This window comes from Stenotrophomonas sp. CFBP8980, from assembly GCF_034046095.1.
GTDB lineage: Bacteria > Pseudomonadota > Gammaproteobacteria > Xanthomonadales > Xanthomonadaceae > Stenotrophomonas > Stenotrophomonas lacuserhaii.
Genome location: NZ_JAXCXF010000004.1, coordinates 277,347 through 291,873, shown reverse-complemented (window position 1 = coordinate 291,873; position 14,527 = coordinate 277,347). Strand labels below are relative to the sequence as shown.

Genomic DNA, 14,527 nt, shown 5'->3' with positions numbered 1-14,527 from the left:
GCCCGGTGGCACAACCAATAGAGGGATGCGCATGACCGATCGTAGAAGCTTCCTGCAGGCCGGTGCGTTGGCAGTCGGCGCTCTCGGACTGCCACGCAGCGCACGCGCTGCCGCGGCCGATCCGGGGCCCCGGGTGGTGTCGACCTGGGACTTCGGAGTGGGTGCCAACCACGTGGCCTGGAAGACCCTGGCTGCGGGCGGCAGCGCGCTGGACGCGGTGGAACAGGGCGCACGCTGGGCGGAGAGCGAACTGTGCAATCCGACCGTGGGACGCTGCGGCAACCCCGACCGCGACGGCAACCTCAGCCTGGATGCCAGCATCATGGACGGCGACGGTCGCTGTGGCTCGGTCGCGGCGCTGATCGACATCCTGCATCCGGTATCGGTTGCGCGCCGGGTGATGGAACAGACCCCGCACGTGATGCTGGTCGGGCAGGGCGCACAGGCTTTCGCGGTTGAGCAGGGTTTCCCGCGCGGCAAGCTGCTCACCCCCGCCGCCGAAAAGGCCTGGAAGGCGTGGCTGCAGACCGCCGAGTACGCACCGCAGATCAATGCCGAACGCCGCGGCCTTCCTGGCGACAGCAGCAACCATGACACGCTGGGCATCCTGGCCCGCGACGCACAGGGTCGGCTGGCCGGGGCCTGCACCACCAGCGGCATGGCGTGGAAGATGCAGGGCCGGGTGGGTGACAGCCCGATCATCGGCGCTGGCCTGTACGTGGACAACGACGTCGGCGCGGCGACCGCATCGGGTGTCGGCGAGGAGATGATCCGCAACGCGGCCTCGTTCCTGGTGGTGGAACTGATGCGCCAGGGCCGCAGTCCGGCCGAGGCCTGCCGCGAGGCGATCGCACGGGTGGTGCGCAAGCGCCCCGAAGCCAGCCGCACACTGCAGGTCTGTTTCCTGGCGATGAATCGTGACGGCGAGGTCGGCGCCTACGCCTTGCATCGTGGGTTCGTCTACGCCGTGTGCGATGCGCAACGCCAGGACGGGCTGCACGATGCCGACTCGGTGTACCGCACGGAGCAGACCTGAGCATGCGCCGGCTGCTGGAGATCGCCGCTGATGGGGTTGGATCTGCGCTGGCCGCGCAGGCCGGCGGAGCGGACCGGGTGGAACTGTTCGCCGACCTCGCCTCCGGTGGCCTCACGCCCTCGCATGCAACGCTGGCGGTCAGCCGCGACCGGGTGCGCCTGCCGCTGTTCGTGCTGATCCGGCCGCGCGCCGGGGACTTCCTGTATGGCGGTTGGGAAGCGGACGTCATGCTGCGCGACATCCAGCATTGCCGCGCACTGGGCATGGACGGCGTGGTGCTCGGCGCGTTGACGGCCGAGGGCGACGTCGATGTCGCGCTGTGCCGCGAGCTGGTGGCGGCGGCAGGCGGCCTGCCGGTCACTTTCCATCGCGCCTTCGATGCGGCGCGCGAGCTGCACGAGGCGCTGGAGGCGGTGATCGGGCTGGGCTGCGCGCGGGTGCTGAGCTCCGGTGGCCACGGCTCGGCGGTGGAAGGCGCGGACGTGCTGGCGGGCATGGTCCAGCGGTCTGCGGGACGCATCGGGATCATCGCCGGGGCGGGCCTTGCCGCGTCCAACATCGCCGATGTCGCCCAGCGCAGTGGCTGCACCGAACTGCATGCCTCGGCAAAGGCGCTCAAGCGCAGTGCGATGCAGCACCACAACCGCGCCCTGTCCGGCCTGGCGCTGGACCATCAGCAGAGCGACGCCACGCAGGTTGCCGCGTTGCGTGCCGCGCTGGACGCGCTGCCGGACCCGCGCTGACGACCGCATCACGGGCTGGACACGACGCTGTTTATCGTTTATCAATAAACGCAGGGCGCTCTTCCGGCGCCTGTCTGCTGGAGGCTCCGTGCCAAGCCGTACCCGCCGCGCGCCTGATCCGCGTGGCATCTTCAAGCTGACCCATGCCGCCATCCACGCCGTCGTGGCGATGTGCTGGCTCGGCATCCTGGCCGCGCTGTGCGCGGTGCCGCTGGTGTTGCAGCGTCCGGCGCGGCTGCTCGATGCGGTCGACGCGTCGGTGGTGGCCGACCATGGCGATGCGCCGCACCTGCTGCTGCACTTCAGTGCCGGCCTGCTGGCCATCGTGGCGCTGCTGGCGCTGGGCCTGGTGTTCCTGCGCCACCTGCAGCGCCTGGTGCGCTCGGTGGGCGACCGGCAACCGTTCACCCGGGGCAATGTCACCCGCCTGCGCCGGATGGCCTGGCTGATGCTGGCGATGGAGCTGCTGTCGATCCTCATCGGCGTCTATGCCAGCTGGATGGGACCGCAGTTCGCCTGGATGGAAGTAGGCGGCGGCATGTCGATCACCGGACTGGTGGCGGTGCTGATGCTGTTCGTCATCGCCCATGTGTTTGCCGTGGGCACTGCGATGCGTGAGGACCTGGAGGGGGTGGTCTGATGGCGATCGTCATCACCCTGGACCGCATGCTGCAGCAACGCGGCATGACCCTGTCCGAGCTGGCCGGGCGCATCGACATCACCCTGGCCAACCTGTCCATCCTGAAGACCGGCAAGGCGCGTGCGATCCGCTTTTCCACGCTCGATGCGATCTGCCGCGAACTGCGCTGCACGCCCGGTGACCTGCTCGGGCACGATCCGGCCGCGACGCAGGACGACGGCGCCTGATCCTGCAGCAACCGCACTTCTTCCCCTTCAACCACAGAAAAGAACCCACGCATGGAATGGCTGGCTGACCCCTCGATATGGATGGGGCTTGCAACCCTGGTAGTGCTTGAGATCGTGCTGGGCATCGACAACCTGGTGTTCATCGCGATCCTGGCCGACAAGCTGCCTCCGCACCAGCGCGACCGCGCGCGGGTGATCGGCCTGACCCTGGCGCTGCTGATGCGGCTGGTGCTGCTGGCCGCGCTGTCGTGGATCATGAAACTCACCGAGCCGCTGTTCTCGGTGATGGAGCACGCGTTCTCCGGGCGCGACCTGATCCTGCTGGTGGGCGGCCTGTTCCTGCTGTTCAAGGGCACCATGGAACTGCACGAGCGGCTGGAAGGCCGTACGCACGAAGGCGGCGGCAACCGGGTATACGCCAGCTTCGGCACGGTGGTGGCGCAGATCGTGGTGCTCGATGCGGTGTTCTCGCTGGACTCGGTGATCACTGCGGTCGGCATGGTCGACAACCTGGGCGTCATGTATGCAGCAGTGACCATCGCGATGGCGCTGATGCTGCTCGCCAGCAAGCCGCTGACGCGCTTCGTCAACCGCCATCCCACCGTGGTGGTGCTGTGCCTGGGCTTCCTGCTGATGATCGGCTTCAGCCTGGTGGCCGAGGGCCTGGGCTTCAGGATCCCGAAGGGCTATCTGTACGCGGCGATCGCGTTCTCGATCCTCGTGGAAGGCTTCAACCAGTGGGTGGGCTTCAACCGCGAGCGCGACCAGGCTCAGCTGCCGTTCCGCCAGCGCACCGCCGATGCGGTGATGCGCATGTTCGGGGTGCGCGATGTCGGCGCGCACGAGGACGATGGTGATCCGGCAGCTGGCGTCGGCGGGGAGCGTCTGCAACCGGTGGAACAGGACATGATCCGCAGCGTGTTGACGCTGGCCGAACGGCCGGTGTCCAGCGTGATGACCGTGCGCACCGATGTGCAGTGGATCGACATCAGCCGCGGCACTGAAGATGTCATTGCACGGTTGATCGCCAGCCCCCACACCCGCCTGCTGGTGGCCGACGGCGACCTGGACCGCCTGCGCGGCGTGGTGCAGAGCCGCGATCTGCTGGCCAACCTGCTGCAGGGCAAGCCGCTGCAGCTGGAGGCCAGCCTGCGCGAGGCCCAGTTTGTTTCCTCCAACGCCAGCGCGCTGCAGGTGCTGGAGCTGATCCGACAGCATCCGGTGCCGCTGGCGGTGGCCGTGGATGAGTACGGCAGCGTGGAAGGGCTGGTGACCTCCAACGATCTGCTGGCCGCCATCGCCGGCGACCTCGCCGACACCCAGGATGAGCGTTATGGCATCACCGGGATCGCCGACCAGCAGTGGGAGGCCGACGGCGCGCTGACCCTGGACGACCTGCAGCGCATGGCCGGCATCCGCTTCGAGCGCAGCGGCGACTACCAGACGTTGTCCGGGCTGGTCCTGCATGCGCTGGACAGGATGCCGCTGGCCGGCGATGTGATCGAGCACGCAGGCTTCCGGCTGCGGGTGCTGTCGATGGAGAAGCGCAGGGTGGGACGGGTGGCCTTGCAGCGCATTTCTGAACAAGTCAGCTGACGCCGGCCTTGGCGATACGGAGTACGCGACACACCGCGTCGCGAGTCGCCCGGAATGTCTTCACGCGTTGAACACATTGCTGATTGCGTAATGTGAAGGTTGTCCGGTCGGGGGAGGGGAACGCACCGTACTGCGTTACGTCTTACCCGGCTGGAATCCTTCCGGCCAGGTGGTCATGCAATGGCATGCACTGCTGGCCCCACCCAGCAGGAAACTCCCATGGCGGCATTGCAGCAGCGCACTCTCGATCTCATCCGCAGCAACGAGGAACAGGTCCTCACGCAGTGGCAGCAGACCCTTGCCGCCGCAGGCCAGGGACAGGACAACCGCATTTCCAGCCACGAAGTGGATTCGCAGCTTCGTGAGTTCTGGCGGCTGTTCCTGCAGTCCATCCCGGCCGCCGATGTCGGCAGCCTGCAGGGCCCGGAATGGCAGGGCCTGCGCCGCTTCCTTGAAGACCTGTCCGCCGATCGCGCGCGCAGGGGCTTCAATTCGTCGGAGACGGCGAGCTTCATCTTCTCGCTGAAGCGCCCGTTGTTCGCCCAGGTCCAGGCGGCCCTGGCAGCTGATCCGGCGCAGCTGGGAGACCAGCTGTGGGCCATCTCCGAACTGCTGGACCTGCTCGGCCTGCAGACCGTGAAGGCATTCCAGAAGAGCCGCGAAGAGGTCATCCAGCGCCAGCAGGAAGAAATGCTCGAGCTGTCCACCCCGGTGGTGAAGCTGTGGGAAGGCGTGCTGGCGCTGCCGATGATCGGCACGCTGGATTCGCAGCGCACCCAGGTGGTGATGGAGTCGCTGCTGCAGCGGATCGTAGAAACCGGATCGGAAATCGCCATCATCGACATCACCGGCGTACCCACGGTGGATACGCTGGTGGCCCAGCACCTGCTCAAGACCGTCACCGCGATCCGCCTGATGGGCGCCGACGCGATCATCAGTGGCGTGCGCCCGCAGATCGCACAGACCATCGTGCACCTGGGCCTGGACCTGCAGGGCATCGTGACCAAGGCCAACCTGGCCGACGCCCTCGCACTGGCGCTCAAGCGGACCGGCCAGACCGTGACCAAGGTGGCAGGCTGAGATGGATCGCATCCCGATCCTGCAGATGGGCGATCTGCTGTTGGTGACCATCCAGGTGGACATGCACGACCAGCTGGCATTGACGCTGCAGGATGACCTGACCGAGAAGATCCAGCGTACCTCCGCACGCGGCGTACTGATCGACATCTCGGCACTGGATATCGTGGATTCCTTCATCGGCCGCATGATCTCGACCATCTCCGCGCTGGCGCGGATCATGGATGCCACCACCGTGGTGGTGGGCATGCAGCCGGCGGTGGCGATCACCCTGGTGGAGCTGGGCCTGGACCTGCGCGGCGTGCGTACCGCGCTGAACGTGGAGCGCGGCATGAAGCTGCTGCAGCTGCCCGCAGGCGACCCATGATCGCCGAGAACGGATCCCTTCCGATTCGCATCGAGCAGGACGTGGTGCTGGCGCGGCAGACCGTGCGGCAGCTGGCGGTCCGCTTCGGGCTGCGGCTGGTGGACCAGACCAAGCTGGTCACCGCCGCCAGCGAACTGGCACGCAACGCGGTGATCTATGGTGGTGGCGGTGACATGCACTGGCGCATCGTCGAACGCGGTGTCCGCCGCGGCATCCAGTTGCAGTTCGCCGACCAGGGGCCGGGTATTCCGGACCAGGTGAAGGCGCTCACCGATGGCTGGTCGTCGGGGTCGGGGATGGGCCTGGGCCTGTCCGGCTCGCGTCGGCTGGTCGATGATTTCGATCTGGACACTGCCGCAGGGCAGGGCACGCGGGTAACCATCACCAAATGGATCTGAATTTTTCCGGTCCGCTTACCCGTGTCGTGGTCGTCGAGGAAACCACCCAGGTCGGGCAGGCACGGCGCGAAGCGTTGCGCGTGGCCGCCGAAGCCGGCTTCAACGAGATCGATGCCGGCCGGGTCGCGCTGGCCGCCACGGAAATGGCGACCAACCTGTGGCGCCACGGTGGCGGCGGTCGCATGACCCTGTCGGTCATCGCCGGTGCCTGCGGCCAAGGGGTGGAGCTGTGCACCTTCGACCGCGGCCCGGGCTTCGTGCTTGCCCAGTGCCTGCAGGATGGGTACTCCACCGGCGGCAGCCAGGGCCTTGGCATGGCCGCCATCGCACGCCAGGCGCGGGTGATGGAGGCCTGGTCCGATGCGCGCGGCTCGATTGTGGTGGTGCGGATCCATCCAGAGCGGGCGCCGCGCGATGCGGACCTTGCCTATGGCGCGGTGCGGCTGCCGATGAAGCATGAGCTCGCCTGCGGCGATGCCTGGCACCTGCGCGTGCAGGACCAGAAACTGGCGTTGGCGGTGATCGACGGCCTGGGCCACGGCGCGCTGGCGGCGGAGGCCTCCGAAGGCGGAGTGCGCGTGCTGGCCGCGCTGCCAACCGCAGATTCGGCCGTGGACGCCATCAACGACCTGCATGCCGCATTGTCGGGCTCGCGCGGCGGTGCGGCGGCGGTCGCCTGCGTTTCGCCGGAAAGTGGCGACATTGATTACGCCGGCGTGGGCAACATCGCCGGCAGCCTGCTGATCGGCGATACCTCGCGTGGCATGGCTTCGATGCCCGGCATCGTCGGCGTGCAGTACCGCAAGGCGCAGGCATTCAGCCTTCACGCCCCGGCTGGCACGCTGCTGGTGATGCATAGTGATGGACTGCAGGCGCGGTGGAGCCTGCGCGATTACCCTGGGCTGCAGCATCGCCATCCGGCGTTGGTGGTTGCCGTGCTGCAACGTGATTTTGATCGTGGTCGCGATGATGTCTGCGTCGTCGCGCTGCGCGTGGGAGCCTTCCGATGAGCGTCACCGATCTGTCCCTGCAGCAGGAACTGGAGCGCCTCCGGGTGGAGAACGAGGGCCTGCGCATGGAACTGGACGAGACCAACCAAGGCGTGCTGGCGTTGTATGGCGAACTGGACCAGCAGGCCGAACAGCTGCGCCAGGTGTCCGAACTCAAGAGCCGGTTCCTGTCCTACATGAGCCACGAGTTCCGCACGCCGCTCGGCTCCATCCTGAGCATGACGCGGCTGCTTGACGACGGCATGGACGGTGAGCTGAGCAGCGGGCAGCGGCAGCAGGTGCTGTTCATCAGCAGCGCGGCCAGCGAGCTGCGCGAGATGGTCGACGACCTGCTCGACCTGGCCAAGATCGAGGCCGGCCGGATCACCATTTCACCGGGCTGGTTCGACCTCATGGATCTGTTCTCGGCCCTGCGCGGCATGTTCCGCCCGTTGGTCGAAGGCAATGACATCGAACTGGAGTTCATCGCGCCGCCGCAGTTGCCGATGCTGTACACCGATGACAAGAAGCTGGCGCAGATCCTGCGCAATTACGTGTCCAACGCGTTGAAGTTCACCCCGCGCGGCCGGATCGTGGTCTCCGCCGAGCTGGAAGGCGATGCGGCGGTGCGCTTCAGTGTGCGCGACACCGGCATCGGCATCCCGCAGGAGATGCAGGCGGCGTTGTTCGAGGATTTCATGCAGGTCGATTCGCCGCTGCAGAAGCGCCTGCGGGGTACCGGGCTGGGGCTGTCGCTGTGCAAGCGCTTCGCCGGACTGCTGGGTGGCCATGTCGGGGTCAACAGCGTGCAGGGCGAAGGCTCGGAGTTCTTCGTGGTGGTACCGGTGAACCTTGAAACCGCAGCAGAGGCCGTCGATGCCGCACCGTGACCGCATCCTGATCGTGGATGACAACGTGGCCACGCGCTATGCAGTGCGGCGGGTGCTGGAGCATCACGGTTTCCGCGTGGATGAAGCCGGGATGGGACAGGATGGGCTGGATGCGGTGGCGGTCAATGACTTCGCCGCGCTGGTGCTGGACGTGAACCTGCCCGACATGAGCGGCTTCGACGTCGTCCGCGAACTGCGATCGCAACCGCGTACTGCGTTGCTGCCGGTGGTGCACGTGTCGGCGGCTTCGATCAGCACCGGGGACATGATCACCGGGCTGGACGCCGGCGCCGATGGCTACCTCACCCACCCGGTCGATCCGGAAGTGCTGCTGGCCACCTTGCGCAGCCTGCTGCGGGCCCGCCGCGCCGAAGATGCGCTGCGCGAGGCCGAGGCCCGCTTCGGCGAGATCTTCCGCCAGATCAACGCGCCCATCGCGGTATTGAACGCCGACCTGAGCGTGCGCGACGCCAATGATGCCTTCGCCCGGTTGCTGGGCACCGGCATCAGTGGCGGCTCGCCCCTGGACCGGCTCGGCGGGGCAGGCGATTTCATCGATGGGCTGCGGGGGGCGCTGCAGCGGCGCGAGCGCTGGCAGGGCACCGTCGCCCTGCCCAATCCGGGCGGGACCCCGCGCATGACCCAGTGGCGCCTGACCCCGTACCAGCAGCCCGACCAAGGGCTGGTGGTGGTGGAAGACATCACCGCCCACCACGAGCGCGACCGCGAGCAGCGACGCGAACTGGCGTACCAGATTTCCGAGCGCGAGCGCACCGAAGCCGAGCTGCTGCAGGCGCAGAAGATGGACGCGCTGGGCCAGTTGACCGGCGGCATCGCGCACGACTTCAACAATCTGCTGACCACCATCATCTCCGGCCTGGACATGATCGAACTGGCGGCCGACACCGGCAAGCTGGAGCGGCTGGGCCGCTACATCGATGCCGCGTCCAGTTCGGCCACGCGTGCCGCGGCGTTGACCCAGCGCATGCTGGCCTTCGCGCGCAAGCAGCCGCTGGATCCGCAGCCGTTCGACGTGGCCCAGCGCGTGCATTCGCTGGAAGACCTGCTGCGGCGGACCATCGGTGAGAACATCGAGCTGGAGTTCGAACTCGGCGACGAACCGCTGGTGGCACTGGCCGATCCCAACCAGTTCGAAAGCGTGGTGCTGAACCTGGTGATCAACGCGCGCGATGCGCTGGGCGGCAACGGCCTGATCCGCATCCGCGGTGAGCGCACCACGGTGGAAGGCGACTACAGCCTGGCCGCCGGCGACTACATCAGCGTGAAGGTGATGGACAACGGCAGTGGCATCGAAGCGCACCTGCTGAAGAAGGTCTTCGAACCGTTCTTCACCACCAAGCCACAGGGCGAGGGCACCGGGCTGGGTCTGTCGATGACCTATGGCTTTGCCCGCCAGAGCGGCGGCGTGGCGCGCATCAGCAGCGAACCCGGGGTAGGGACCGAAGTGGAACTGCTGTTGCCACTGGGCGATGCGGCCAAGATCGAGGTGGCCGGGGAGCGCGGTGAAACACCGGTCGGCCGCTTCGAGCGGATCCTGGTGGTGGACGACACCGACTCGGTGCGCCAGATGGTGCAGGACATGCTGCGTGAGGCAGGATACGAGGTCATCGCGGTGGCCGATGCGCGGCAGGCGCTGCGCGAGCTGCGCGACGACGAGGGCATCGCGCTGCTGCTGTCCGATGTCGGCCTGCCGGGCATGAACGGGCGTGAGCTGGCCGATGCCGCTCGCGAGCTGCGTCCGCGCCTGCCGGTGCTGTTCATCACCGGCTACACCGAACGCGCAGCGGTGCGCAATGAGTTCCTCGGGCCGGGAATGGGCCTGCTGCCCAAGCCGTTCAACCTGTCCGAACTGCTGCGCGCGGTGAGTTTCGCCCTGCGTTGAGCCAAGCGCTCGTGCTTAGACGCCGCCTTCGCGCGGCAGTGGCGCGGGAACATTCAGCTGCCCGCCGGCCGCGACGTAGGCGGCCAGCGCTTCGCCCTGGCTGAGCAGGTGACGGTTCATGGTCGCTTCGGCGGCAGCTGCATCCCGACGGCGGATGCAGTCCATCAGTTCGCGGTGTTCGGCCAGTGACTGCGCCATCCGGCCCGGCGTCAGCAGCTGGCGGCCACGGTGCATCTTCAGGATCCGGTGCAGGTCATGGGTCACCCGGATCAGCCACGGATTGCCGGCGTGAGTCTGCAGGGATTCGTGAATGAAGTAGTTGTTGCGGTAGTACTCGGCCAGGTCGCCGGCCGCGGCCGCCGCTTCCATCGCATCGTGCAGGGCCTGCAGTTGGGCGATGCCGGCGTCATCGATGCGGCGCACCGCATCGTGCGCACAGCGGCCTTCCAGCATCGCCATCACCGGGAACAGCTGGTTGAGGTCTTCGAGGGTGAGGCGGGTGACCCGGCTGCCACGCCCGGCATCGATCTGCACCAGGCCCTCGGCGGCCAGCAGTTTCAGACTTTCGCGCAGCGGCGTACGGCTGATGCCGAGTTCCTCGGCCAGCGCCGGTTCGTCGATCCATTCGCCCGGTGGCAGGAGGTAATCGTAGATCTTCTGCCGCAGTTGTTCGGCCACCTCTTCATAGAGTGGCACGCGGCGGGTGCTTTTACGGGGGCCGGGGGCCAGGGGCATGGTCGAAGCGCAGTCCAGGTGGATGCATCAGTCTAGCGGGTGCACCGGGGGGTGACGACCAACGGTCGCCACCTCCCGGGCGGATTACATCCAGCCCGGTACCACGAACAGCAACCATGCCAGCAGCGGGCCGAAGGCCACCACCAGTCCGCTGTAGACCAGGAAGCGACGGAACAGGGCCTCGCGCTCCTCCTTCGCTGCTGACGCCACCACCAGCGCGCCATTGGTGGAGAACGGGCTGACATCCACCACCGTGGACGACACCGCCAGCGCGCAGATCACGCCAGCGGCGCTGAGGTGACCCTGCATCAGGAACGGCACCGCCAGCGGGATGGTGGCGCCGAGCACGGCCGCCGACGAGGCGAACGCCGAGACGATGCCACCCACGTAGCAGACCAGCAGCGCACCCAGCAGCGGGATGCCGATGGCCCCGACGCCGTGGCCGACGAAGTCGACCGCGCCGGCCTTCTGCAGCACCGCGACGTAGGTCACCACGCCGCTGATCAGCAGCACGGTGGACCAGCTGATGCCATCCACCGCGCCCTTCTGCGCGGACGGCGAGGCCAGCGCGATGGCGACCGCGACGGTGATCGCCACCAGGCCCACGTTGAGGTCATACACCAGTGCCGCTACGCCCAGGCCCAGCAGGCCCACCAGGGTGATCAGGCGGTCGCGGTTGATGCGGACTTCGTCCAGTGCCTGCGGGTCATTGGACAGGGTGCCGCCACCGGCACTGACCACCGCACCATGGCCTTCAATGGCGAACTGGCGCGATGACGCCTGCACGCCGGCGACCAGCGGTTCTTCGGCCACCGCACGCCCACGACGCAGCAGCGCGATGCCACCGAAGGCGAAGAAGCAGATGAACGCCATCAGCAGGTTGAAGCCGAGGCTGGTCAGGAACACCGCCATTTCCGTGACATCCAGTCCCGCCTTCTGCACCACCTGGTTGGTGATGCCGCCATACACGCTGATCGGCGAGAAGCCGCCGGCCTGCGCGCCGTGGATCACCAGCAGGCCCATCATCAACGGATTGATCCTGTACTGCTTGGCAAAGCGCAGTGCGACCGGGCCGATGATCGCCACCGCCGCCGGACCCAGCGCACCGAATGCAGTAAGCACTGCGGTCACGATGAACATCACCCACGGGATGGCCACGATGTGGCCTCTTACGGCTTTCACCGCCCAGTGCACCAGCAGGTCGATGGTGCCGTTCTTCTGCGCGATGGCGAACAGATACGTGATGCCGACCAGGGTCAGGAACAGATCGCCCGGGAATCCGGCAAGGACCTCCTTGCCGTCCATGCCGACCCAGATGCCGCCGACGATGAACGCCAATGCAAAGCCGACGGCACCCATGTTGATGGGCAGGGCCGTGGCCACGATGAACATGATCACCAGACCGATGATCGTTGCAATTTCCGGACTCATGCGCCCTCCCGAGACACCTGGTTCGTTGCTTCCGATGGCGACCCGCCATCCAGGGGTAATGCTTGGACTGCGTGGCCGATGCGCCCACTCATGCGCGCGCGCAGGCCGTTTCCACCCATTCCACGACGCCCTCCAGCGTGTGGAAATCCTCGACCGAGCGCGCCTGCAGCTGCGGATGCAGCTCGCGGGCGAGACGGCTCAATGCATTGCCGGGGCCCAGCTCCAGGAACACCCGTGCGCCGCGTTCCACGGCCTGCTGCATTACGCCCTGCCACTGCACGGTGCAGGCGATCTGGCCGGCCAGGGTGTTACGGACCTGTTCCGGCGTGGCCACGCGGCGGCCATCGAGGCCGGCCAGCAGCGGCAGCCGTGGGGCCTGCAGTGGCGTGTCATCCAGCACCTGGGCGAACGCGGTGGCGGCGGCGTCCAGCAGCGGGGTATGCGCCGGCACCTGGACCGGCAATACCACGCAGCGTGCGCCGCGTTGTTCGGCGTCCGCCTGCACGGCCAGCAGATCGGCGCGCAGGCCGCCCAGCACCACGTGGTCATCCCCGTTGACGATGGCAGGGAACACGCCGTGGTCGGCGCACAGCACCTCGACGCTGCGGCGACCCAGCCCCAGCACCGCCAGCAGGCCGGCGTCGGCGGGACTGGCTGCATCCATGCAGGCGGCGCGGCGCATGGCCAGCTGCAGGCAGGTCGCCGCATCGTAGCTGCCGGCCACCGCGTGCGCGGCCAGTTCGCCGGCGCTGTAGCCGGCAACGACGGTGGGCACCGGCAGGCATGCTTTCAGCGCCAGCCAATGGGTGAGTGCGCCGGCGCAGACCAGCGGTTGGGCGATGGCGTTGTCGAAACGCGAGGGGCGGTTGGCAGCCTCGGTGGGCGCTTCGCCGAGCAGCACAGCCGCCGCAGCCAGCAGGGCGGTGGCATCAGGATCAGCCTGCACGCGGCAGAACATGTCCGGGTGCTGGCCGCCCTGTCCGGGGCACAGGATGGCCAGGCTCATGCGGCTTCCTGCTGCAGCAGGAACACTGCGCAGGCCAGCAGGTCGGCGCTGCCGCCCGGGCTGAGTCGCCGCTGTTCGAAAGCGTGGCAGATCCGTGCCATGTGCGCGGGGGCGTCGGTTGCGCGCACGCCGCCGGCGTCAAGGAAGCCGCGTGCCTGCGCCTGTGCGAACGCCAGGCCCTCGGCGCCGCCACGATGCAGCAGGTTGAGATCATCGGTGACCGCGACCAGCTGCATCAGGGTCTGCAGCAGGGCGGCATCGCGCGCCAGCCCGTCGGCCAGCGCGGCGCGCAGCACCGGTACCGCCACCCCGTGCAGCAGCGGGAAGCCCGCGGCCGCCTGTTCGCGCACCCCCGGGACGGCATGGCGGACACGCGCACGCTGCCCGGGGCTGCCGACATCCAGCGGCGCCTGCAGCAGGGCGTGGCGCCACTGGCGCACGCCTTCGCACACCGCGCCGGCGGAGGGGGCAGGGCAGCCTTCAGCGTGCAGCCGCGCCGACGAAGCCACCAGCAGGCCGAGGCTGAAGATCGCGCCGCGATGCGTATTGACGTTGCCGGTGGCGGCCAGCATGCCGCGCTCGGCCTGGATGCCGAGCTCGCGCAGCGGCGCGAAATCGGCGCTGGCGGTGGCCTGCGCGGCGATCGCGGTGAAGTAACCGCGCAGCGCGAACAGGCTGCGCAGGAAGGTGCCGGCATCCATGTCCTGGTGGCTGCCACGGCTGAAGGGAGTGACCAGTCCGGGCTTCGGGCTGCAGGCCAGTTCGGCGTGCAGCGCGACGATAGCAAGGCGACCGAGCGGACGCGCACGCGGCACGGCCGTCGCCGCGAAAAGCGGGCGGGCCAGCGCACTCATGCGGGCAGCTCCATGCCGGCAAGGCGTGAACGCGCTGCCAGCCAGCAGGCGGCATCGCCCTTGACCAGCACCTGCGCGGCTTCGCCGGCGTACTCACGCCAGTTCACGGCCTGCGCCGCATCGAACACCAGTTCGCCATCGGCACGCAGGCCGTGCAGCGCCTCCCAGTCCTGCAGCAGGCGGCAGACCTGCGATGCCTGGCGGGGTCCATCGACCTGCCAGAGCAGGTCCAGGTCGGAGCCTGCATGCAGGTAATCCCGTCCGGTGATCGCCTGCCAGGCGTGGCTGCCAAACACGCGTGGAGACAGTGCCTGGGCCGCGCAGCGGTGCTGCAGCGCTTGCAGGGCAGGGCGCCACGGTGCGGACAATGCTTCGATCACCTCGGTCAACCGCGGCGGGGGCGCGTGACGGATGACCGCCTCGCGCTCGATCCGCAGTGACAACCGTTGCCGGCCCTCATCCAGCGGCAACGGCACGCCGAGCCGCAGCTGTGCGCCATCGACGGCCGGGTCACGCCGCGCCACCACCAGCGGCAGGCGCGCCTGCATCCACGCGCGCAGGCGCGGTTCGGCCTGCGGACTCAGCGTGGTCCACCTCGCCTGCGGGTCGATCCAGACCAGGTCGTGGCGATGCAT

At 68.1% G+C, this 14,527-nt stretch carries 16 protein-coding genes; 11 read left to right on the top strand and 5 right to left on the bottom strand.

All coding sequences use genetic code 11. From position 1 onward, the window contains the following. The first annotated feature begins 31 nt into the window (after positions 1–31). From SOM47_RS11525 to SOM47_RS11475, 11 genes are all read left to right on the top strand, one after another. Positions 32–1,036 (top strand): glycosylasparaginase, encoded by a 1,005-nt coding sequence (locus SOM47_RS11525; protein ID WP_192083611.1) that lies wholly within the window; start codon positions 32–34, stop codon positions 1,034–1,036. Then, positions 1,033–1,779, top strand: coding sequence for a copper homeostasis protein CutC (locus tag SOM47_RS11520; RefSeq protein WP_320505656.1), 747 nt, complete (start codon positions 1,033–1,035; stop codon positions 1,777–1,779). The genes SOM47_RS11525 and SOM47_RS11520 overlap by 4 nt, the downstream gene beginning before the upstream one ends. 169 nt (positions 1,780–1,948) lie before the next feature. Continuing rightward, complete coding sequence (locus SOM47_RS11515) at positions 1,949–2,419, top strand: DUF2975 domain-containing protein (protein WP_042613615.1); 471 nt, start codon at positions 1,949–1,951, stop codon at positions 2,417–2,419. After that, positions 2,419–2,646 (top strand): helix-turn-helix domain-containing protein, encoded by a 228-nt coding sequence (locus tag SOM47_RS11510; protein WP_042613600.1) that lies wholly within the window; start codon positions 2,419–2,421, stop codon positions 2,644–2,646. Before SOM47_RS11515 ends, SOM47_RS11510 begins: the two co-directional genes overlap by 1 nt. 51 nt (positions 2,647–2,697) lie before the next feature. After that, positions 2,698–4,242, top strand: coding sequence for a TerC family protein (locus SOM47_RS11505; protein WP_320505618.1), 1,545 nt, complete (start codon positions 2,698–2,700; stop codon positions 4,240–4,242). Between the two features lie 219 nt (positions 4,243–4,461). Next, positions 4,462–5,322, top strand: a complete 861-nt coding sequence (locus SOM47_RS11500; RefSeq protein WP_192083609.1) for an STAS domain-containing protein — start codon at positions 4,462–4,464, stop codon at positions 5,320–5,322. Between the two features lies 1 nt (position 5,323). Further along, the gene (locus SOM47_RS11495) at positions 5,324–5,686 is read left to right on the top strand and encodes an STAS domain-containing protein (protein WP_123699094.1); all 363 of its coding nucleotides are present in this window, start codon (positions 5,324–5,326) and stop codon (positions 5,684–5,686) included. Beyond that, positions 5,683–6,084, top strand: coding sequence for an ATP-binding protein (locus SOM47_RS11490; protein WP_042613596.1), 402 nt, complete (start codon positions 5,683–5,685; stop codon positions 6,082–6,084). The genes SOM47_RS11495 and SOM47_RS11490 overlap by 4 nt, the downstream gene beginning before the upstream one ends. Then, the gene (locus tag SOM47_RS11485; RefSeq protein WP_320505617.1) at positions 6,075–7,094 is read left to right on the top strand and encodes an ATP-binding protein; all 1,020 of its coding nucleotides are present in this window, start codon (positions 6,075–6,077) and stop codon (positions 7,092–7,094) included. Before SOM47_RS11490 ends, SOM47_RS11485 begins: the two co-directional genes overlap by 10 nt. Beyond that, entirely contained in the window at positions 7,091–7,963 is an 873-nt protein-coding gene (locus tag SOM47_RS11480) for a sensor histidine kinase (RefSeq protein ID WP_042613594.1), read from the top strand. The genes SOM47_RS11485 and SOM47_RS11480 overlap by 4 nt, the downstream gene beginning before the upstream one ends. Further along, on the top strand, positions 7,950–9,866 hold the full coding sequence (locus SOM47_RS11475) for a PAS domain-containing hybrid sensor histidine kinase/response regulator (protein WP_042613593.1): 1,917 nt from the start codon (positions 7,950–7,952) through the stop codon (positions 9,864–9,866). Before SOM47_RS11480 ends, SOM47_RS11475 begins: the two co-directional genes overlap by 14 nt. A gap of 15 nt (positions 9,867–9,881) precedes the next feature. Here SOM47_RS11475 and SOM47_RS11470 read toward each other — a convergent pair whose 3' ends face one another. From SOM47_RS11470 to mdcG, 5 genes are all read right to left on the bottom strand, one after another. Next, complete coding sequence (locus SOM47_RS11470) at positions 9,882–10,601, bottom strand: GntR family transcriptional regulator (protein ID WP_042613592.1); 720 nt, start codon at positions 10,599–10,601, stop codon at positions 9,882–9,884. 84 nt (positions 10,602–10,685) lie between these two features. Next, positions 10,686–12,032, bottom strand: coding sequence for an SLC13 family permease (locus SOM47_RS11465; RefSeq protein WP_192083607.1), 1,347 nt, complete (start codon positions 12,030–12,032; stop codon positions 10,686–10,688). A gap of 88 nt (positions 12,033–12,120) precedes the next feature. Further along, positions 12,121–13,038 (bottom strand): malonate decarboxylase subunit epsilon, encoded by a 918-nt coding sequence (gene mdcH, locus SOM47_RS11460; RefSeq protein ID WP_042613590.1) that lies wholly within the window; start codon positions 13,036–13,038, stop codon positions 12,121–12,123. Further along, positions 13,035–13,892, bottom strand: coding sequence for a triphosphoribosyl-dephospho-CoA synthase MdcB (mdcB, locus tag SOM47_RS11455; RefSeq protein ID WP_320505616.1), 858 nt, complete (start codon positions 13,890–13,892; stop codon positions 13,035–13,037). Before mdcB ends, mdcH begins: the two co-directional genes overlap by 4 nt. Then, positions 13,889–14,527 (bottom strand): malonate decarboxylase holo-[acyl-carrier-protein] synthase, encoded by a 639-nt coding sequence (gene mdcG, locus SOM47_RS11450; protein WP_042613588.1) that lies wholly within the window; start codon positions 14,525–14,527, stop codon positions 13,889–13,891. Before mdcG ends, mdcB begins: the two co-directional genes overlap by 4 nt.

Excerpts from the sequence above, each read along its gene's own strand:
- SOM47_RS11525 (WP_192083611.1), top strand. The coding sequence starts at position 32 with ATGACCGATCGTAGAAGCTTCCTGCAGGCCGGTGCGTTGGCAGTCGGC.
- SOM47_RS11515 (WP_042613615.1), top strand. The coding sequence starts at position 1,949 with ATGTGCTGGCTCGGCATCCTGGCCGCGCTGTGCGCGGTGCCGCTGGTG.
- SOM47_RS11510 (WP_042613600.1), top strand. The coding sequence starts at position 2,419 with ATGGCGATCGTCATCACCCTGGACCGCATGCTGCAGCAACGCGGCATG.
- SOM47_RS11505 (WP_320505618.1), top strand. The coding sequence starts at position 2,698 with ATGGAATGGCTGGCTGACCCCTCGATATGGATGGGGCTTGCAACCCTG.
- SOM47_RS11500 (WP_192083609.1), top strand. The coding sequence starts at position 4,462 with ATGGCGGCATTGCAGCAGCGCACTCTCGATCTCATCCGCAGCAACGAG.
- SOM47_RS11495 (WP_123699094.1), top strand. The coding sequence starts at position 5,324 with ATGGATCGCATCCCGATCCTGCAGATGGGCGATCTGCTGTTGGTGACC.
- SOM47_RS11490 (WP_042613596.1), top strand. The coding sequence starts at position 5,683 with ATGATCGCCGAGAACGGATCCCTTCCGATTCGCATCGAGCAGGACGTG.
- SOM47_RS11485 (WP_320505617.1), top strand. The coding sequence starts at position 6,075 with ATGGATCTGAATTTTTCCGGTCCGCTTACCCGTGTCGTGGTCGTCGAG.
- SOM47_RS11480 (WP_042613594.1), top strand. The coding sequence starts at position 7,091 with ATGAGCGTCACCGATCTGTCCCTGCAGCAGGAACTGGAGCGCCTCCGG.
- SOM47_RS11475 (WP_042613593.1), top strand. The coding sequence starts at position 7,950 with ATGCCGCACCGTGACCGCATCCTGATCGTGGATGACAACGTGGCCACG.
- SOM47_RS11470 (WP_042613592.1), bottom strand. The coding sequence starts at position 10,601 with ATGCCCCTGGCCCCCGGCCCCCGTAAAAGCACCCGCCGCGTGCCACTC.
- SOM47_RS11465 (WP_192083607.1), bottom strand. The coding sequence starts at position 12,032 with ATGAGTCCGGAAATTGCAACGATCATCGGTCTGGTGATCATGTTCATC.
- mdcH (WP_042613590.1), bottom strand. The coding sequence starts at position 13,038 with ATGAGCCTGGCCATCCTGTGCCCCGGACAGGGCGGCCAGCACCCGGAC.
- mdcB (WP_320505616.1), bottom strand. The coding sequence starts at position 13,892 with ATGAGTGCGCTGGCCCGCCCGCTTTTCGCGGCGACGGCCGTGCCGCGT.
- mdcG (WP_042613588.1), bottom strand. The coding sequence starts at position 14,527 with ATGCATCGCCACGACCTGGTCTGGATCGACCCGCAGGCGAGGTGGACC.